General features: G+C 71.2%; 15 protein-coding genes and 2 pseudogenes. 9 read left to right on the plus strand and 8 right to left on the minus strand.

Translation table 11 applies throughout. From position 1 onward, the window contains the following. Positions 1–180: 180 nt before the first annotated feature. A pseudogene (locus tag ACFVH0_RS14375) lies at positions 181–363 on the plus strand (amidohydrolase family protein); the annotation flags it as partial. A gap of 103 nt (positions 364–466) precedes the next feature. Here ACFVH0_RS14375 and ACFVH0_RS14380 read toward each other — a convergent pair. After that, positions 467–2,089: an amidohydrolase gene (locus tag ACFVH0_RS14380; protein WP_385819920.1), complete on the minus strand. Its 1,623-nt coding sequence runs from the start codon at positions 2,087–2,089 to the stop codon at positions 467–469. A 22-nt stretch (positions 2,090–2,111) separates the two neighbouring features. After that, the gene (locus tag ACFVH0_RS14385; protein ID WP_385820029.1) at positions 2,112–2,744 is read right to left on the minus strand and encodes a TetR/AcrR family transcriptional regulator; all 633 of its coding nucleotides are present in this window, start codon (positions 2,742–2,744) and stop codon (positions 2,112–2,114) included. On the opposite strand from ACFVH0_RS14385, the gene ACFVH0_RS14390 reads away from it, so the two are divergent. Further along, the gene (locus ACFVH0_RS14390) at positions 2,640–2,951 is read left to right on the plus strand and encodes a hypothetical protein (RefSeq protein WP_385820034.1); all 312 of its coding nucleotides are present in this window, start codon (positions 2,640–2,642) and stop codon (positions 2,949–2,951) included. The two genes, ACFVH0_RS14385 and ACFVH0_RS14390, sit on opposite strands and share 105 nt — an antisense overlap. Positions 2,952–3,466: 515 nt before the next feature. Beyond that, entirely contained in the window at positions 3,467–3,622 is a 156-nt protein-coding gene (locus ACFVH0_RS14395) for a hypothetical protein (protein ID WP_259928902.1), read from the plus strand. 52 nt (positions 3,623–3,674) lie between these two features. Here the strand turns inward: ACFVH0_RS14395 and ACFVH0_RS14400 are convergent, their stop codons facing one another. Beyond that, positions 3,675–4,298, minus strand: coding sequence for a TetR/AcrR family transcriptional regulator (locus tag ACFVH0_RS14400; RefSeq protein ID WP_385819922.1), 624 nt, complete (start codon positions 4,296–4,298; stop codon positions 3,675–3,677). Between the two features lie 185 nt (positions 4,299–4,483). On the opposite strand from ACFVH0_RS14400, the gene ACFVH0_RS14405 reads away from it, so the two are divergent. Together ACFVH0_RS14405 and ACFVH0_RS14410 are read left to right on the plus strand one after the other, a co-directional pair. After that, positions 4,484–5,668: an amidohydrolase gene (locus ACFVH0_RS14405; RefSeq protein WP_385819923.1), complete on the plus strand. Its 1,185-nt coding sequence runs from the start codon at positions 4,484–4,486 to the stop codon at positions 5,666–5,668. A gap of 15 nt (positions 5,669–5,683) precedes the next feature. Next, a complete protein-coding gene (locus tag ACFVH0_RS14410) occupies positions 5,684–6,481 on the plus strand; it encodes a DUF6193 family natural product biosynthesis protein (protein WP_385819925.1) in 798 nt (265 codons plus the stop codon). 19 nt (positions 6,482–6,500) lie between these two features. On the opposite strand, the gene ACFVH0_RS14415 is transcribed toward ACFVH0_RS14410, so the two are convergent. After that, positions 6,501–7,907, minus strand: a complete 1,407-nt coding sequence (locus ACFVH0_RS14415) for an SMI1/KNR4 family protein (protein ID WP_385819927.1) — start codon at positions 7,905–7,907, stop codon at positions 6,501–6,503. Between the two features lie 77 nt (positions 7,908–7,984). After that, entirely contained in the window at positions 7,985–8,452 is a 468-nt protein-coding gene (locus tag ACFVH0_RS14420; RefSeq protein ID WP_385819929.1) for a hypothetical protein, read from the minus strand. A 259-nt stretch (positions 8,453–8,711) separates the two neighbouring features. Between ACFVH0_RS14420 and ACFVH0_RS14425 the strand changes: the two genes are divergently transcribed. Further along, a complete protein-coding gene (locus ACFVH0_RS14425; RefSeq protein WP_385819931.1) occupies positions 8,712–10,349 on the plus strand; it encodes a translation initiation factor 2 in 1,638 nt (545 codons plus the stop codon). A gap of 104 nt (positions 10,350–10,453) precedes the next feature. Continuing rightward, a pseudogene (locus ACFVH0_RS14430) lies at positions 10,454–10,679 on the plus strand (helix-turn-helix domain-containing protein); the annotation flags it as partial. A 37-nt stretch (positions 10,680–10,716) separates the two neighbouring features. Here the strand turns inward: ACFVH0_RS14430 and ACFVH0_RS14435 are convergent. From ACFVH0_RS14435 to ACFVH0_RS14445, 3 genes are all read right to left on the minus strand, one after another. Next, the gene (locus ACFVH0_RS14435; RefSeq protein ID WP_385819933.1) at positions 10,717–12,762 is read right to left on the minus strand and encodes an NB-ARC domain-containing protein; all 2,046 of its coding nucleotides are present in this window, start codon (positions 12,760–12,762) and stop codon (positions 10,717–10,719) included. Positions 12,763–12,934: 172 nt separating this feature from the next. Next, positions 12,935–14,020 (minus strand): CU044_5270 family protein, encoded by a 1,086-nt coding sequence (locus tag ACFVH0_RS14440; RefSeq protein ID WP_385819935.1) that lies wholly within the window; start codon positions 14,018–14,020, stop codon positions 12,935–12,937. After that, on the minus strand, positions 14,017–14,772 hold the full coding sequence (locus tag ACFVH0_RS14445) for an RNA polymerase sigma factor (protein WP_385819937.1): 756 nt from the start codon (positions 14,770–14,772) through the stop codon (positions 14,017–14,019). The genes ACFVH0_RS14440 and ACFVH0_RS14445 overlap by 4 nt, the downstream gene beginning before the upstream one ends. A gap of 143 nt (positions 14,773–14,915) precedes the next feature. Here ACFVH0_RS14445 and ACFVH0_RS14450 point away from each other — a divergent pair, with 143 nt between their 5' ends. Both ACFVH0_RS14450 and ACFVH0_RS14455 read left to right on the plus strand, forming a co-directional pair. After that, positions 14,916–16,478 carry a serine protease gene (locus ACFVH0_RS14450; protein ID WP_385819939.1) on the plus strand — a complete coding sequence of 521 codons (1,563 nt, stop codon included), beginning with the start codon at positions 14,916–14,918 and terminating at the stop codon, positions 16,476–16,478. 230 nt (positions 16,479–16,708) lie between these two features. Beyond that, positions 16,709–17,743, plus strand: coding sequence for a metallophosphoesterase family protein (locus ACFVH0_RS14455; protein WP_385819941.1), 1,035 nt, complete (start codon positions 16,709–16,711; stop codon positions 17,741–17,743). The last annotated feature ends 48 nt before the right edge of the window (positions 17,744–17,791 follow it).

The raw sequence follows: 17,791 nt of genomic DNA on the forward strand, positions 1-17,791 counted from the left end.
GCCCCATTGTGCCGTCGGTCGTGCGTACGCCATGCCTGGCCACACGCGAGTCAGCCGTGTCGTCATCACCGTTGAGTCTGTCGTCGCTCCCCTGCCACGCCGCCGTCACCCGCACCACTCACCGGCCGCCGTTTCTCCCGCATCAGCGGCTCGGCCTGACGACCGCGCCGCGCGTACACACCGGGCTCCGCGTACGTCAACAAGCTCGACGACGCCGGTGTGCTGCGGGCCGGACATCGCGCGCACCTGATCGTGCTCGACCGCGATCCCCACTTCCTGGACCCGGCCGAACTGGCTTCGCTGCGTGTCGAGGCCACGTACGTCGGCGGGCAGCAGGTCTTCGGCGGGCCCGGCGGGGAGTGAGCGGCGCGGCGAAGGACGGCCGGGGGACGAGGGAAGAGGCGGGGGCGAGGGGCGGGGCATCCTCGCAAGGCCACATCCTCGCAAGGCCCCGCCCCTCATTCCGTCACAGGCCGGCGTCGCGGTGGGTGGTGCGGCCGTCGACCACGGTGAGCACGACGGGAAGGCCGGCCAGGTCGGTGGCGGGTGTGGCCAGGGGGTTCTCCGCGAACACGGTGAGGTCCGCGCGGTGGCCGATGGCCAGTCGCCCCGACTCGTGTTCCGCGCCTGCCGCGTAGGCCGGGTTGAGGGTCATGCCCTGGAGCGCTTCGAGGGCGGTGAGGGCCTGGCCGGGGTTGTGCGGGGGCTGGGTGAGGTCGCGGCTGGGGCGGCGGTGGCGGGCACCGGCCATCACGGTGAGCGGCGGGTAGGGGGCGACGGGCCAGTCGGAGCCCAGTACGACGGTGGCTCCGGATTCCCACAGGTCGTGGCAGCGCCAGGCGTGCGCGGCGCGCTCCTCGCCGAGCCGCCGCGACCAGTTGTCGGTGTGGTCGGCACGGGTGAAGTCACAGCAGTGGGTCGGCTGCATCGACGCGATGACACCGAGCTCCGCGAACCGGTGCAGGGTGTCGTCGGGGACCGTCTCGATGTGCTCGATCCGGTGCCGTACGCCTCGGAACTCCGCGCTCGTCGCCGCCTCCACCGCGTCGAGGACATGGCGCACGGCGGCGTCCCCGATGGCGTGGGTCGCGGTGGGGACACCGGCCCGGTGGAGTTCGCCGATGATCCTCGTGAAAGCCGCAGGGTCGGGCCAGAAGGCGTGCGTGGACTCGCCGTGGCAGTCGGGCCGCTCCAGCCAGGCGGTGCCGTTGTCGATGGTGCCGTCCATGAACAGCTTGACGCCCGCCACCTCCCACAGCCGGCCGCCCGTGCCCTGCTGGGCAATGAGGTCGGCCACGGCCCGGCCGTCGGCCCCGGGCTGGAGCCAGGGGGCGACCCTCAGACGCAGCGGCAGTTCACCCGCCTCGTCGAGCTCGGCATACAGCGACAGGCTTTCCCCGTTGGCGTCCATGGCGTGCCCGCCGGTGAGTCCGGAGGCGGCCACCTCGCGCAGCGCCGAGGCGAGGCGGGCGCGGCGCTCGGCGGGGGCGACCGGCGGTGCGGCCCGCTGGACCAGTTCGCAGGCGGCGTCCTCCAGCAGCAGACCGGTGGGGCGGCCGGCATCGTCGCACACGATCTCGGCGTACTGCTCGAACCGGCGGGGGCCGTCGACGCCGGCGATCTCCAGTGCGCGGGGGCTGGCGATCATGGAGTGGGCGTCGAAGAGCAGCAGGGCGGCCGGGATGCCGTCGAGGACCGGTCCGATGGTGGCGGATGCGACGGGCCGGTCGCCGAAGACGTTCGGGTCCAGACCCCAGCCGTGCAGCCACGCTCCGGGGGCCAGCGATCCGGCCTCCCGCGCCAGGGCCTGACGTACCTCGTCGACGGTGGTGCATCCGGACAGGTCCAGGCCGTGGGTGAGTTCGGCCCCCATGAGGGGGTGGATGTGGCCGTCGACGAGGCCGGGCGTCACGACGGCGCCCTTGAGGTCGATCACCGTGGTCGCCGGTCCGGCGAGGGCGCGGATCCGCTGGTCGTCGTCGAGCGCGGAGATCCGTCCGCCGGAGACGGCCAGGGCGGTCTGCGGGAGCAGTTCGCCGGTGACGACATCGAGGAGGCGGGCGGAGAGAAGGACGAGGCCGGGATGCACGGGCGGACTCCTTGGGGGCTGGTCAGTGGGTGGCGAGGAGAGCTGCGGTCCGGGGTGTCGGATGGGCCGGATGGGTCAGATAGGCCGGATGGGTCGACAAAGCGCCGTCGGCCAGGCCGAGTTCGCGTGCGGCCGTGGCCGCGGCCAGCCGGTTCACCGAGCGGGGGCGGATGCCGGTCTCGGTGTTGGCATGGGCTCCGAGCCCATCCATGACGACGAGGATCTGGACGGCGCTCGCGTACGGGTCGGCGGTGCGGAAGTGGCCGCTGCCGACACCGTCACGGATCAGCTGCTCCAGCCGCCCGCGCCACTGGGCCTCCTGGCGGACGACCCGGTCACGCAGGACGGGCCGGTAGCGGCTCAGGTGCCGGGCGTTGATCCACAGCCGGCTGAGGGCGCCATGACCTTCCCCCGTCGCGAGTGCGAAGAAGCGTGCGAGTCGTTCGACGGGGGCGACCTCGGCCCGACCGGGCGGTACGAGGGTGTCCAGTTCGGCACCGACGACCTTGCCGAACGCCTCCGCAACCAGTTCGTCCACTGCGGGGAAATAGTGACCGATCAGCCCCGGGCGTACATCGAGGCGCTCGCCGATCCGGCGCAGGGTAATGCCTTCCAGCCCTTCGGCCAGGGCAACCGAGGCAGCCGTGTCAACTATTTCCGCACGTCGATCGGACGGCGACTTCCGAATGCGTCGCCGCTGGACTCTTGGCGTCATGAAACCAATGCTATTGAGTGTGTGACCAATAGACAAATGCGCGGATACGCCCACCGGGCGGAGGCGCGCATGACTTCCACGGCCCCCGACCTCGCGGAGGACGCCCCGGCTCTCGATCCGGTGCCCGATCAGCCCGGACGAATCTAGGCCCACGGCATCGACCACGTTCCCGAACGGGAACGCCATGGCCGCCCACGCGGGCGGTTCTCCGTCCGGGCCGCGCGAACGTCAGCCATCTGTACCTGGTCATCGGCGGCGCCCTGATCCTCATGGGCCGAGCCTCCGGCAGGCCTTCGCCGTCATCGTGGCGGGCAGCCTGCTCCGGGCCCTGGTCGGGCCGCCGGCCGCCTCCGGTCCTGCTTCGGGCACGTTGAGCTCGGCGATCAGACGGACGATGCACGGCATCCGCGGCAAATCGTGTGAACACCGCGATCACCGGCTGGGCCATCTGCCCCTGCCATGTCTCGCTCGATCTGTCCGGTACAACGGCCTCACCCTCACCGACGAGACCCCGGGCAGCACGTACCGGTAGGCCGGAATGGCCACCGGCTCGATGCGCCCGCTCGGCGTCCGCACCGACCGGTCACATCCGGCCCGGCGGCCGACCGGACGGACGCGCTACGCTCGATCTGTAGGCACGCGTTCCGACCACGGAGGCTGCCATGAAGGAGAACATCGAGTACCCGACCCCGTCGCAGGCCGAGGGCGAGAGGCTGGACGAGGACAGGGATCCGGCCGAGGAGCGACACCCCGCCACCATGCGCACCCAGCCGTCCCAGGCGGAGGGCGAGCGCCGCGGGGAGGACGAGGAAACCTGACACGGCCGGTGACCTCCCGGCGTCGGCCGCATTGGCGCCCCCCGGATGTCCGTCAGTCGGCCGGGCGGCCGTCGGCCCGCTCCTCGGAGGGCAGGCGCGGCACCTGTCCGGCCAGGGCGAGATCGACGAGCTGCCGGACCGTGTCCTCATGCACGGGAGCGGGCCGGAAGGACCGTCGGTAGACGAAGAACCCGTTCCACAGGTCGAGCAGTGCGTCGGCGTCGGTGTCCGCGGGCAGGTCACCGCGGGCGATTCCGCGCTGCATGACGGCCCGGACCTGGTCCCGGCGCCGCAGCACGACATCGAGGAAGGACTGGAGTACGCCCGATTCATCGACGGCCGCCTCGGTCAGACACAACCTTGTGAACGTGTCCCGGGCGCGGGTGAATTCGTCGATGTGGTCGAAGACGACGAGGAGTTCGGCACGGGTGTCTCCGAGGTCGGGAACGGCACGTACGTCGGCACGCGCGACGAGCACCTCGGCGGTCACCGCCGCCTTGTGCGGCCACCACCGGTAGAGCGTCTTCTTGGACACCTTCGCCCGTACGGCGATCTCGTCCATGGTCATGCCGAGATAGCCGATCTCGGCGAGCAGCTCGTCGGCCGCCCCGATGACCCGGTCCCGGACGTCCTCGCTGCGGGGCCGGCCGACCGGCCGCTGAGTGCTCCTAGCCATGACATCCCATTTCGGGGCATGCGACGCCCCACGTCAATGGGAAACGGATGGTTTCCCCGAGATGGTGCCGCACCGCTGGCCATTTCCCGCGCAGGCGGGTAGACATGGAAGTCGATTAAGGAAACGAATCGTTTCCATTTTTGCACGCCCACTCATCGCGTGCCTGCTTCAGTGGAGGGATCCCCATGCCCGCAGCCGGCTCGTCGCTCCGCGACCGCGTCGCCGCCCGCCTCGACACGTACAAGGACCGGCTTCTGGAGCTCAGCCACGCACTGCACGACGATCCGGAGACCTCGTTCGCCGAGACCAGGGCCGCCGAAAGGCTCGCGGTACTGCTGGAGGACGCCGGGTTCACCGTGAATCGCGCGGTGTGCGAACTGCCGACCGCGCTCACCGCCGAGTACGGCAGTGGTGACCTGACGATCGGGGTGTGCGCGGAGTACGACGCGCTGCCCGAGATCGGCCATGCCTGCGGGCACAACATCATCTGCGCCGCCGGTGCGGGTGCGGCGATCGCCCTGGCCTCGGCCGCCGACGAACTCGGCTTCCGGGTGAAACTGCTCGGCACCCCGGCCGAGGAGGAGGGAGGCGGCAAGGTGCTGATGCTCGAACGCGGCGCCTTCGACGATGTGACGGTGGCGATGATGGTGCATCCCGTCCCCTTCGACATCACGGATCCACGCGGCTCCAGCAACGCGGTCGCCCGCTTCGAGGTCACCTTCACCGGCCGGGCCTCACATGCCGCCGCGGCCCCCGAGGCCGGGCTCAACGCAGCCGACGCGGCGGTGGTCGCCCAGGTCGCGGTGGGCCAGCTCCGCCAGCAGCTGCGGGACGGATACCGGGTTTCCGGGATCGTCCGTCTCGGCGGGGAACGTACGAACATCATCCCCGAGCGGTCCGTGCTCGAATACGAGGTGCGCACCCCCACCGGCGAGGAACTCACCGATCTGCGCGAACGGGTGCTGAACTGCTTCCGCGGCGCCGCGCTGGCCACCGGCACGACCGTGGACGTACGGCAGATCCAGCCCGACTACCTCGATCTGCGCCAGGACCCCGCGCTGATGGCCGCCTACGCCCGCAATCTGCGCGCTACCGGGCGGGAGGTGCCCGAGCCCGGTCCGGTACCGCAGGGCACGGGCGGCTCCACGGACATGGGCAACGTCACCCACGCCCTGCCCGCCATCCACCCCGGCCTCGGGGTGCTGGGCGCCCGTGGCATTCCGCACACCCGGCAGTTCGCCGAGGAGACCGCGTCCCCGGCCGGGGACGACGCGGTGCTCGACGGAGCACTCGCGATGGCCTGGACCGGTCTGGACCTCGCCTCCGACACGGAGTGGCGGGCCCGTTGCGTGACCGCACGGCAGGGCTGACGCGCGCGGAGCGGGGTGGGATCCACGGCACAATCACCGGCTGTGACTACGCACCCTCATCCAGCCGTTCTCTATCCCGATGTAGCGGCACGCGGCAGCCTTGCCGCGGCGCTGCAAGCTGTGGCGGAGGAGTGCGGCTTCGCCGTATCCGTCACGTCCCCGGACTCCAGCCCGTTGTCCCATGCCGCCGCCGAGAGCGGACTGCCGTACCGCAAGGCGCTGATCGTCAGTTCGTGGGTGGCCGAGCGCCGGTGGTCGGTCCGGGGTGAGGAGCCGTTCGAAGGCAGCGCAGTGATCCGTGGAGATACCGACGATCTGGCGCAGGTCGCCGGGGCCGCACGGGCGTGGCAGGACGGGGTGGCATTGGGCGACATCCGGCAGGCAGCACCGTTCGTCCGCCTGACCGGCCGCTTCGAGGTGCCCGAGCCTGACCCCGTGCGCCTGACCGAGTCCGAGTGGCAGCGCATGCGCACGGAGGCGGGAGAACAGGACCGGCCCGCGTACCAGGCACTCATCGAAGCGGCATACGCCGAGCCGGTACTGCGGCGCCTCTACCCGTTCACCAGCCACTGGACGCTGCGTTTCTCGACCACCACCCGCCCGAACCTGACCCTCATCGGGCCGTGCCTGCTCGCGGATCGCGTCGAGCAGGGCTACACGGTGAGCAAGGGCTTCACAGGCACGGGCCTGCCGGCCGAGGCCGCCACGGCGCAGGAGGCGGTGGCGGCCGCCGTACGCCACCTGCCCGAAGATCCAGGCCCTGTCACGTTCGGAGCGATCCGCGACGGCCGTCGCAGTCGTTCCGGTGCATGAACTCCCTGGCCGGCACCGCTCAGTGCCGTGCGGGGCCGATGTCGCCTTCGAGGACGGTCTGGGTGATCCGGGGCCGGTCCCATAGGGCCAGGAGTTCGTTGGCGATGGCCACGACGGGCAGGGGGTTCCGGATTCCGTCCGCCGTGATCGCGGCGGCGGACAGGCTGCGCGGGACGGCTCCCGCGTCGAGGAGGACGCGCCATTCCTCCGGGCCCAGCTCCAGGAACTCCAGTGTGGTGAGCCCGGCGATCTCCATGGGATCGGCGAGCGTGCCGGGGCAGGCGGCCAGGGTCCGCAGGCGGGGCAGCCCGGTGACCGGCGCGAGGCTGAGTGGCTCGTCCTCCCAAACTCCGATGGACAGGACCTCCAGACCGGGATGCGCGGCGGCCTCGATGCTCGGCAGGCTCCGGATGTTGACATGGGCCACGGCCGGCGGCCGGTCTCCGCCCGAACCGCCACTTCGTTTGCCGGGCCGACGCATCACCAGGTCCGTGAGCGAGTCGGCGACCAGGCAGGCGCCGATGTTCTCCTCGTGGCTGAGGATGATGATCTGCCCCGTGTGTCCGCGCGGCCCGGGTGTCAGATCGACCGCCAGCCGGTCGCCGCCGCCGTTGTCCCCGAAGACGATCCAGCCGGGTGAGCCGACCAGTCCCTGCACCGCGGCGTCGGGCGGGGTGACGACCGCTTCCATCGCCGCGAACTTCCAGAGAGTGCGGCGGGACGACGCCTCCGCGATGTACAGGCCGTCCAGGGCGAAGAGCTCGCAGCCGACCGCCCTGCATTCGCGTTCAGCCGCCGTGTGGTCGTCGGCCCGGTCCTCCCATCGTGACCGTGTCACCCGGTAGAGCGCCTTGAGTTCCTCGGGCAGGGCGACACCGAGGCGGGCTTCCGCGGCGGCGATCTCCGCATCCGTGGCACCGATGGCGTCCGGCAGCCGCTCATGGAGCGTCCGCCCCAGCAGCGCCGGATCCGCCGAGGGGGCCGGCACCGCGCCGGGCACCGGGTCGGGCAGGCAGAGCCAAGGCCGGGGAACGGCGTCCTCGACCAGGATGAGCGATCCCGGGTGCGGGTTGCCGAGGCCGGGCTCCACGGCGGGGCTCGACCCGAACAGACGGAGCTCGGTCTCACCCGTCGGTGCGATCTCCGCTGTGAACGGGACGTCGTCGACACCGGCATCCGAGAGTGCGCGACGCACCAGCTCCACCGCCTGCATCTCGTCCTGCATGTCCTGGGACCGGGCGGCCCGATCGGGCCGGGGCAGCCGGCGTTGCCGGGGCAGGCTCCAGCTCTGTCGGCCGATGCGCCCCGCCACACGGATCGAGGAGGCCGCCTGCTCCGTCTCTCCGCCGTCCCGCAGCAATCGCAGCACGGCCTCCCAGGTCGCGAAGTCGTGCAGCAACGACGGACGAGATCTCCGATCAACCATGCGCAGACCCTACGCGTCGCCACTGACAACGGAGTTCGCCAGGCGTCGCGCCCCGCTGCTCGACGGCTCGGCAGCGCCTACCGGGCTCCGGGTGGCGCGGCCAGCGTCTCCTGCGCAGCGGCTACGAAAGCGAGCTTGGCGCGCTGAATGCTGTCCGGCGCCTCATGGCGTCGCAGTCGGTCGGCGACATCCTGTGCCGCAGCGGAGACCTCGGCCGGTCCCTCCAGGACGACTTCGCCCAGGGCCGTCTCCAGAAGGGCGTCGTCGTCCCCCCGGCCCCGCCCCGTCCGCTCGATCCGGATCCTCGACTCCGCAGCCGCGAGGAACGCCACGTAGGTCTGGCGCCGGATGTCGAGCACACGCAGGGCCGCCTGTTCCCGAAGAGTCATCCGTACCGTTTCGAGCAGCGCGTCGGCCTGACGGTCACCGGCCTGACGTGCCGCTTCAGCCTGCCGGAGTCCGGCGCTGCGGGTGTACCAACCGGTGGCGACGCTTCCCGCGACGGCGGCTCCCGCAGCGATCAGTGCGATTCCCAACTCACTCATGCCGCCATCCTCCCGAACGCCCGCGGGCACAGCCCGGCACTTGCGGAATGTGCGTTGTGGATCACGCTCGGCCACCGCGAAGGGTGCGCGGTACGATCGGATCATGTCGTTCGACGGCGCGAAGAAGCACCCCCGATCTGCGGAAACGCCGGATGGGCCCCGCCGCGCCTCCCTAGACTGGACACTTGCGGGCGACGGGCGACGGGCGACGGGCGACGGGCGACGGGCGACGGGCGACGGGGCGACGGGGCGACGAGCGGTGCTTTTCGCTGCTCGGTCGGCGGTGGCTCTGTACCGCCTCCTCGACGCTCTCCCCGTCTTCACCGGCGATGAGCGCATCACCCGCCTCTTCACCCTGGTTCCCGGATCGGACTTCGGAGTTGACGCGCTCTCGGTCATCGATGACGTCGGCGGCCGCACGCTCCCCTGGGACGAAGCGTGTCGGCGCACCTTCGACCTGGTCCTCACAGCCAGCCCGAAGGGCGAACTGAGCCTGCTTCGCGGGCAGCACGTGCTGCTCCCGCACGGAGCAGGGTTCAACAAGTCGATTCCGGGTGAGGGTTCCGCCGACTCGGCCTCCGGGCTGGATCCGGAATACCTGATGTCGTCCGACGACGAAGCGCCCACCGCCCTGTACGCCCTCGCCCACCCCGACCAGGTCGCCCGGCTGGCCGCCGCGAGCCCGAGGGCCGCCGCGAGTGCCAAGGTCATCGGTGACCCCACGCTGGAGCGCATCCTCGCCTCGCGGTCCCTCCGCGACCGATACCGGACGGCGCTGGGCACCGGGTCACGCACACTGATCGTTCTCGCTTCGACGTGGGGACCGGAGTGCCTGCTGCGTCAGCGGCCGGCACTGCCGGCGGAGTTGGCGGCCCAACTCCCCTGTGACGAATACCAGTTGGCGCTCATCGTGCACCCCAACGAGCGGAGTCTGCTCGGCAGATACGAGCTGACCGAACGACTGTCCCCCGCCCTCGATGCCGGAATGGTGCTCGCCGGACCGTACGAGGAATGGGCATCCGTCCTCATCGCCGCCGACGCGCTCATCACCGACCACGGATCGACAGCCCTGTACTTCTCCGCGGCGAGCGACCGGCCGGTCGTGAACGTCCACCGCGCCGGCGTCGAGCTGATCCCCGGCAGCCCGATGGACGTACTCCTTGGAGAGATACCGGAGTTGGGCCCGGCCGAAGCGGTGCGGGATGCACTCAGGGCGTACCGGCCGGGTACGGGTGGCGCCGCAGCCCGAGCCGGGTTCGCGGCCCAGGGCGAGTCGTTGAGCCGACTGCGCACCGAGGTGTACGCACTGCTCGGCCTCGCTCCGCCGGCCCACCACGCCCCACCGCGGCTGCTGCCCTCTCCCACAGCCGCCACCCGCACCCCTGCCGCCTTCGACGTGCACGCCGCGATCTCCGAGGACGGAGTCCGGGTCGACCGACGCCCCGCCGGGATCGGCCCGCCCGGTCACCACCTGGCCGTTGAATACGGCGCGGCGAGCGAACAACTCGTCCGTTCCGCCGGTCTGTTGTACTGCCGTCCGCTTCCGCCGTCACCCGCTACCGGGGAACTGGCGTGGACGGCGGCGGGGTGGGCGCGGCACGCTCTGTCCGAGTACGCGGGCTGCCGTTCCGCCGCAGCCATCCTGACCTCCGGGTTGTGCGTGCTCAAGGTCCGGGGCGACGAGGGTACGTATGCCGTGCTCGTCCGACCCCGCTCCGAGGACGGCCGGATCGTACGCATCGACCCGGCCGCCGCACTGTCCGCCGTCCACGCCTGGTCGTCCGCCCACCGATGCCTGCCCGGCGACGGGCTCGGCCTGGACTGCGTGATCGGCGACCGGACCTTCCGCGTACTGGTCCGCCCGGCCACGGACGAGGAAGCCGGACGAACGGTCTAGGCGTATCGATCACGGACGTTGTCAACACCGATTGGTCTTGATCATGGCGAAGACCTCCGGTGTGGTGGAGGTGTCTAGGCTCCACACCGCACACGGAGGTCTTCGTGTCCCACCGTAACGCCCGTCTGACTGTTCACGGCAGGCGGATCCTGGTCGAACGCGTCCTCGCGGGCCGACCCGTCGCGCACGTTGCCGCGGAGATGGGCATATCCCGGCCCACGGCCCACAAGTGGGTCCGCCGGTGGAACACCGAGCGGACCGAGGCCCTGGCAGACTTCCTCCACACCTACAACCACCACCGCTGCCACACCGCCTCGGGCGGACACCCGCCCATCAGCCGCATCAACAACGCTGCGGGTCAATACACCTAGCTCCTGTCCGGCCCCGGTCCGCCGGACAGGGCCCGGGACAGGCCGTATCGTCGCCGGATGGCTTCCGCGGCTGCGCGGTGCTCTTCGGCCGCCGCGCTCGCTCCTTCCGTACCGGCCAGCCCGGCCAGTGCATCCAGGACTCTGGCCTCGTCGAAGCCGGAGCCCCGTTGGCGTGCTCCGTCCAGTGACCGCTCGTACAGGACACGGGCCTCGTCGGTACGCCCGAGCTGTTGCAGAACGCCGCCGAGCGCGAATCCGGTGCGCGCGCTCATCCTCGCGCGGTGCTGTGCCACGGCCGCGTCGTGTGCTTCGGCCAGCAGTCGGGCCGCCGCCTCCAGGTCACCGAGGTTCGCGTTCGCCTGGCCCAGGCGGTAGGTCTGGAGCATGGCTCCATAGGTGTTGCCGATCGCGAGGTGCACCTCGCGGGACCTGGCGAAGTCGGCCGCTGCCGCGTTCCAGTCCCCGCGCGCGGAGCCGAGCATGCCCCGGAACTCGATCGTCGAGGCACGGAGCTTGTTCTCCGGCTCGGAGTCGCCCAACAGGTCGAGGGCCGCGAACGCACCGTCGAGTTCCCGTCCTGCGTCGGCGAGCTTGCCCGACTCCCAGAGCGGTCGGGCGAGTTGGCAGCGCATGCGCACGATCCAGGATGCGTTCCCGGATCGGAGTGCGGAGGTCACTCCGAGCCGGAAAAGTTCGGTCACATCGGATGCGTGGGGATGGTCCATCGCGTACGTCCACACAGGTTCGCACAGTGCCACGACCTCTGCGTCCAGCCCCCGCCCGTGGGCCAGTCGCACGCACGCGAACAGCATGTGCCGTTCCCCGTGCAGCCGGCGCGCCGCCCGCTCGGCGCGTACCGTGCGGACCGAACGGTCCTCGGTCCCCTCCGGATCTTCGAGGGGCATGTCCGGCGCATCGGGAACGGGGTCGAAGAGATCGGCGACGACGAGCCGCTTGCCGGCGGCGAACCGGTCGGCCAGTTGGGCCTGTCGGACGAACCAGCGCAGCAGCCGCTTCTGTGCCTCGGCCGTCTCCCCGTGCGCCTCGTGGTCGCGGGCCCTGCGCCGGGCGTGGGCGTGCAGCGGACCTGGCAGCCTCATCCGGCCGTCATCCGTCAGCCGCAGCATGCGCAGGTCCAGTAAGCCCGCGTTGACCAGCTCCTCCAGTGCGTCCTGACAGGCTTCCGGGCCGAGTCCCAGCAACGCGGTGGCGGACTCGTGGGTGAATGTCGAGCCGGGATGGTGGGGCAGCAGGCGGTAGAGCAGGGCGGCCGAGGAGGACAGCCCTCGGTAGGCCGTGTCCCAGATGTCCTCCACCCCCGAGGACACCCCGTTCTCGTCCAACTCGGCCCGTAGCTCCGGGATCAGACGCGACAGCGGCCGCAGGGGGCGCGAGCGGACCCAGCGGCCCGCGACATGCAGGGCGGCCGGCAAGCCGTCGCACATCTGCACCACCGTCCGCGCGGCCTCCGGATCGGTGGCCAGCCGACGGTCCCGGACGATCAGCTCCAGCAGTTCCGTCGCCACCGGGACCTCCAGCGGCGGTAGCACCAGGTCGACGGCGGCACCGTCCTCCAGGTCGTACAGCGGTCCGTGGCTCGCCACGATCACCACGCTGTTGCCCGACGCCGGAAGCAACGGAACGATCTCCGAGGCGTACCGGGCATTGTCCACGACGACCACCATGCGGCGGTCGGAGGTCACGTTCCAGTACTGCCGGCAGCGCGCCTTGAACTGGCGCTCCAGCGCGTCCGGTTCCACATCGAGGGAGAGCAGCAACTGTGCGAGCACCTCGCCCGGGTCCAGTTCGCCACTCACCCGGTAGTCGTCCAGGTCGACCGACAACACATCGGAGAAGCTGTCGCGCAGCTTCCGTGCGATCAGGAAGGCCAGCTCGGTCTTGCCGAGCCCTCCCGGTCCGCTCAGCGACAGGACCAGCGGCCGGGAGCGCCCCTGCCACTCCTCCACCGCACGGAAGGCCCGTGCCTTCTCCTCCTCGCGATTGACGAAGTGCACCGGTTCCGGTGGCAGTTCAACCCTCATTCAGGATCCGCTCCCATCCCCCGCCCGGCACGGCCGAGCCAGGTACTCCACGCAAACCCGGCTTCCGTCCGAAGACCTGCCGCTGTCCAGGACTCGCACTCTAGAGGTTCCCGCACAAGGGAAGGCGCAGCTCGGTGCGGCCATTTACACCCGTCTGCTCACCGCGGTTCCGTCACGCAGCGGGAATCTCGCCCGGGCGGTCCACCACGGCCCTGGTGAGAACCGCCGAGGTGCCCACGACGGTGCCTGCCGGACCGGCGTCACCCGCTTCGGCGAGGACCGTGCGTTCGCCGAGGAACGCGTACGTGGCCGGGTCGAAGATCCACTGTGTCTGCTCCCCGTGTGCCGTGCGGGCGACGGCGATGCCCTCGCGTCCCGTGGCGTCGTCGGCCGCGTGGACCACGGCGACCCCGGGGATTTTCGCGGCGGCCCGGTAGAGGGCGGCGCCGACCTTCGGTGGGGCCCATGTCTCGGCCAGCAGGTCACCGATCGCGGTGAACGCCCGCTGGTCCGGGTCCTGGCCTTGTCCCCGGGTCTGGTCCCGGATCAGTTTCATCAGGACGTCGGGGTCGGTGGGCAGTGATGCGACGTACGCGGAGGTCGGGTTGCTGATCGACGGATCCGAGGCGTCGAGGGTGCTCGGCCGGGGTGTCGCCCCGGGGCCGTCCAGGGTTTCCACGGGGCCGTCGGTGCCGAGCGGGGTGTCGGGCCCGCCCGCCTCGCGGAGCAGGCCCGGGCGGCTGCCGTCGGCGGACAGCCACACCTGGCGTGTGTGCACGGGGGGCATGGTCACGGGGCCTCCTCCGGCGCTCTGCCCTGCGTAGGCGACCTTGCTCTCGATGTACACGAACTGGTCGGCGCGGACCGTCGGCTGCTTCGCCCCGGTGGTGGCGAGCGCGATGTGGTCCAGGAGCCGTGTCGCCTCGGAGGAGTTGGTGGCGCCGCCACCCGGAACTGCGGTGGTGCCGTTGCCGGGGGTGTCCGCCAGGTTCACCACCGTGACGCCGCCGACGGCCAGGGTGCAGATAACGGCCGGCACCGCGAGCCGTACGAGCTGTCGACGCGGGCGCGCGGCTCGGGCGGTGCGTCTGCCGGAGGGGTCGGCCGGGGCCGCGTCGGCCAGGAGTGCTTTCCTCAGGAACAGTTCGCGGTCAGGGGCCAGGCCGGGAACCGGCGGCGGGGGCAGTAGGGCGGTCAGGCCAGGACGCTCGTCCTCCTCGGAGGGGTGGTCCGAGGGGTGCCGGGGGGTGGTGTTCATCCGTGGGTCTCCTGGCTGGACGGGCGGACCGCGGCAATACGGCCGGGGACGGGGGTGTCGGTGGTGTGCTGGGCGGTGGCGCGGTGGGTGGTGGCGCGGTGGGCGCTGCCCTCCGCCCGGGCGGGGTTGCTGCCCTCCGCGGGGCAGGTGCCCTTGCCCGGCTCCGCTGATGACGGTGCGGCTTCGGGCCGTCGGGGTCGCCCGGTGCGCGGGCGGGTGGCACGGGTCTCGGCGTCGGCGAGTTCGCGAAGTCGGGTACGGGCGCGGGAGAGGCGGGAGCGGACGGTTCCGACCGGTACGCCGAGCGCCTCGGCCGCTGCCACGTAGTCCAGGCCCTCCCACACCACGAGGGTGAAGACCTCCCGGTCGCGGCGCCGCAGCCGGGCCAGGGCGTCGTGCGCCGCACGCAGTTGCTCGGAATCCGCGAGGTGGGCCACGAGGTCGTCGGCGAAGTCCGGAATGGAGCCGCGTTCCGGGACGCGGGCGAGGGCGATGTCACGGCGTCGGCGTACACGTGCGTTGCGGCGCATGACGTTGGTGGCGATGCCCAGCAGCCACGGGCGCAGGCTGTCCCCGTCGGGGCGCAGCCTCTCCCGGCTGCGCCATGCCTCCAGGAAGGTCACCGAGACGACATCCTCGGCCTCCGCCCAGTCGCCGGTCACGCGAAGGGCATAGCGGTACAGCACCTGGGCGTGCTCGTCGTACAGCTCTCCCAAGGCGTCGCGGTCCCCGCGGCGGAAGCGATTCCTCATGAGTGTTTCCACACTCTGCCCTGCCACGTCCGTTGCGCCGGTTCCCGTGATGTGCGCCACATGCGTGGACCGGGGCCGTGACCCTCATGACCGGTGTGACGCGGCTCACCGGAACTGCTGGGCCGGGCAGCGCAGTGCAGGTCATGACCAATTCTTCCGTACCCCGCCGGACCGTCCTGCGGACCATGGCCATCGCCGCCGTGGCCGGCAGCACGACGCCCGCCTGGAACACCACGGCCTTCGCCGAGGCGCCGCAGACGTACGCCCTCACGATCGAGCACCTCGACCGCAACGGCCGGCCGACGGGGGCGTACGAAACCACCGTCACCCAAGTCTCCGGTCCGGGGGCCGACCAGGAGGTCCGGCCGTACGACGCCTCCGGCACGACCACCGTGCGCCTGCCCAAGGGCCGTTACCTGCTGAGCAGCGCCCTGACGGCCGCCGACGGTGCGGGCGGCACCGACTGGATCGTCCAGCCGCGGCTCGACCTGGACCGTGACACCACCATCACCGTCGACGCCCGGACCACGGCGCCCGTCGACGTACGGCCGCCCGACCGCTCGGCGGCCTTCACGCACAGCGCGATGGTCGTCGAGGTCAGGCATCAGGGCGCCGAACGGCTCGTCAACCTGATCTCGGCCTCGGCGAATCTGCGCGTGGCGCACCTGGGCCCCGACGCCGAGGCCGGTTCGGTGAAGCAGTGGTTCGACTCGTACTGGACGGCCAAGGGTGTCGGCTACGCGCTCGGATACGTCTTCACGGGTGCCCGTGCCCTGACCGGCCTCACCCGGCACCCCTCCGCCAAGGACCTGGCCACCGTGAAGATCCGTGCCGCCGCGCTCCCGGGCACCGCGGGCACCGGGTCCGTCGACCTGCAACCGAGTGCCGGACTGACCGTCGGCGTGTCGCAGACCCTGGCGACTCCCGGCACCACCACCTACCTGGTGACTCCGGAGCGCGGCTCCTGGGACATCACGTACATGGCTCCCCGTGTGCCCGGCGGTTCGGTGAACCGCTACAGCGCGGACGGTGTCGCCGTGCGCGCCGGATCCACGACCACCCATGTCTTCGACAACGCCGTCTTCGGGCCCGCCCTCGCCGGCCGTCCCGGCGTCGTGCGCGACGGGAACACACTCACTGTCGATGTTCCGCTGCTCGCGGACGGCGGCGGCCATGTGCCTTCGTCACCGTCGTACGCGTCGGCCTCGACCACACTGCACCGCGACGGTGTGCTCGTCGGAACCCGGACCGGCGCTCCCGGGCGGGCCGAGTTCACCGTGGCCCCGGGGCGCGCGACGTACCGGATGACCAGCACGGTGAAGCGCAGCGGTGCGCCCGGCACCGCAACCCGTGTGACCGTGTCATGGACCTTCGTCTCGGGCAGGACCACGGGTCCGGTCCCGGTGCCGGTGAGCGCCGTGCGGTTCTCGCCCGTGCTCGGCCCCACCGGGACCTCCGCCGCGGGCGCGGTGCTCCGGGTTCCGGTCACTGTCCAGGGCGCCGCCGCGAGGGGAAGCGTCCGTTCGCTTGCCGTGTCGGTGTCCGTGGACGGCGGTGGCTCGTGGCGCCGGGTGCCGGTCGAGCGCGGTGCCGTCCTGATCCACAACCCGGGCGCGGGCACGGGTGTTTCCCTGCGCGCGGAGCTGACGGACACCACGGGAAACACACTCACCCAGACCATCGTGGACGCCTACCGCACTCAGTGAGTGACGGGGCCGCGGTGCCCGCCCGATCCGTCGGCTGACCCGCTGTCAGGCATCGCGGCCGGGCTGCCGCCGACGGGCGCTGCGCGGAGCCCCGGCGGAACCCACCACCGAAATCGGCCAGAACGAACAGTTCAGGCCACAGTCATCTGCGATACCCCACCGGGCCATCCCGAGCCGCGACACTCCCCCTGTCCCATTCGCACGGGGGCGTACAGACGAAGGAAGTTCCGATGGATCGCAGATCGTTCATGGCCACCACAGGCACCGCATCCCTGGTGGGCGGTGCTCTCGCCGCCGGGGCCGGGCTCGCGGCGCCGGCCGCCGAGGCCGCGCCGCACCGGCCCGGCAAGGGCCGGACGGTCCGGTTCAACATCATCAGTGACATCCAGGGCGACCTGACCGACTTCGGCAAGGCCCTCGACGACCTGCACCGCGTCAACCCCGACAGTGCGGGCCTCGGCATAGCGGGCGACATCACCCCGCGTGGCTACGACTTCGAGTACGCGGCGGTCCGCCAGACCCTTGAACGGCACCCGCACCCCAGGAACGTCGCCTGGGCCATCGGCAACCACGAGTTCTACGTACCGAAGTACAGCGACCCCAACACGCTCGCGCAGGCGACCTGGCCCAACGGCACGACGGAGGACTCCCTCTTCCGCAGTTTCTACAACTTCGCGGGCCGCAACAGGGTCTACTCGGAGACCTCGTTCGGTGGGGTGCCCGTGCTCAGTCTCGGGACCGAGCGCTACTCGCACTACCACGACGCGAAGCTGTGGGACGAGGTGTGGATCAGCGACGAGCAGTTCGCCTGGCTCGATGACCGTCTCGCGTACTGGGCCCGCCGTCGCAAGCCCGTCATGGTGATGACCCACCACCCGCTGCCCAACACCGTTTCGGGCACCCACAACAAGCTCTACCTCAACGACTACCTCCAGCCCGACCGGCTCCTGTCGATCCTCGGTCGCCACAAGGACGTGTTCCTCTTCTCGGGGCACACGCACTGGGACCTCAACCTGTCCGACTGGGTGGTGCGTCGGGTCGTCCCCGGCACCGGCAATCTCGAAGGCTTCACCGTCGTCAACACCTCGGCCGTCCAGGTCGGCTGGATGGACGACGGCAAGGGCGGCGAGGTCTCCCTCGGCGACGCCTTCAACCAGGGGCTCCAGGTCGAGGTCGGTCCCCACTCCGTCGTCATCAAGGCCCGTGACTTCACCACGGGGACCTGGCTGAAGCAGCTGACGGTCCCGCTGCACACCAGCTCCTGATCCCTCGCGGCGCGGATGCCGTACCGAAGCCCGGCACGGCATCCGACC

Origin of the sequence: Streptomyces sp. NPDC127117, from assembly GCF_042677325.1 — a bacterium.
GTDB lineage: Bacteria > Actinomycetota > Actinomycetes > Streptomycetales > Streptomycetaceae > Streptomyces.

Excerpts from the sequence above, each read along its gene's own strand:
- ACFVH0_RS14440 (WP_385819935.1), bottom strand. The coding sequence starts at position 14,020 with ATGAACACCACCCCCCGGCACCCCTCGGACCACCCCTCCGAGGAGGAC.
- ACFVH0_RS14415 (WP_385819927.1), bottom strand. The coding sequence starts at position 7,907 with ATGGTTGATCGGAGATCTCGTCCGTCGTTGCTGCACGACTTCGCGACC.
- ACFVH0_RS14420 (WP_385819929.1), bottom strand. The coding sequence starts at position 8,452 with ATGAGTGAGTTGGGAATCGCACTGATCGCTGCGGGAGCCGCCGTCGCG.
- ACFVH0_RS14450 (WP_385819939.1), top strand. The coding sequence starts at position 14,916 with ATGACCAATTCTTCCGTACCCCGCCGGACCGTCCTGCGGACCATGGCC.
- ACFVH0_RS14455 (WP_385819941.1), top strand. The coding sequence starts at position 16,709 with ATGGATCGCAGATCGTTCATGGCCACCACAGGCACCGCATCCCTGGTG.
- ACFVH0_RS14400 (WP_385819922.1), bottom strand. The coding sequence starts at position 4,298 with ATGGCTAGGAGCACTCAGCGGCCGGTCGGCCGGCCCCGCAGCGAGGAC.
- ACFVH0_RS14395 (WP_259928902.1), top strand. The coding sequence starts at position 3,467 with ATGAAGGAGAACATCGAGTACCCGACCCCGTCGCAGGCCGAGGGCGAG.
- ACFVH0_RS14435 (WP_385819933.1), bottom strand. The coding sequence starts at position 12,762 with ATGAGGGTTGAACTGCCACCGGAACCGGTGCACTTCGTCAATCGCGAG.
- ACFVH0_RS14405 (WP_385819923.1), top strand. The coding sequence starts at position 4,484 with ATGCCCGCAGCCGGCTCGTCGCTCCGCGACCGCGTCGCCGCCCGCCTC.
- ACFVH0_RS14445 (WP_385819937.1), bottom strand. The coding sequence starts at position 14,772 with ATGAGGAATCGCTTCCGCCGCGGGGACCGCGACGCCTTGGGAGAGCTG.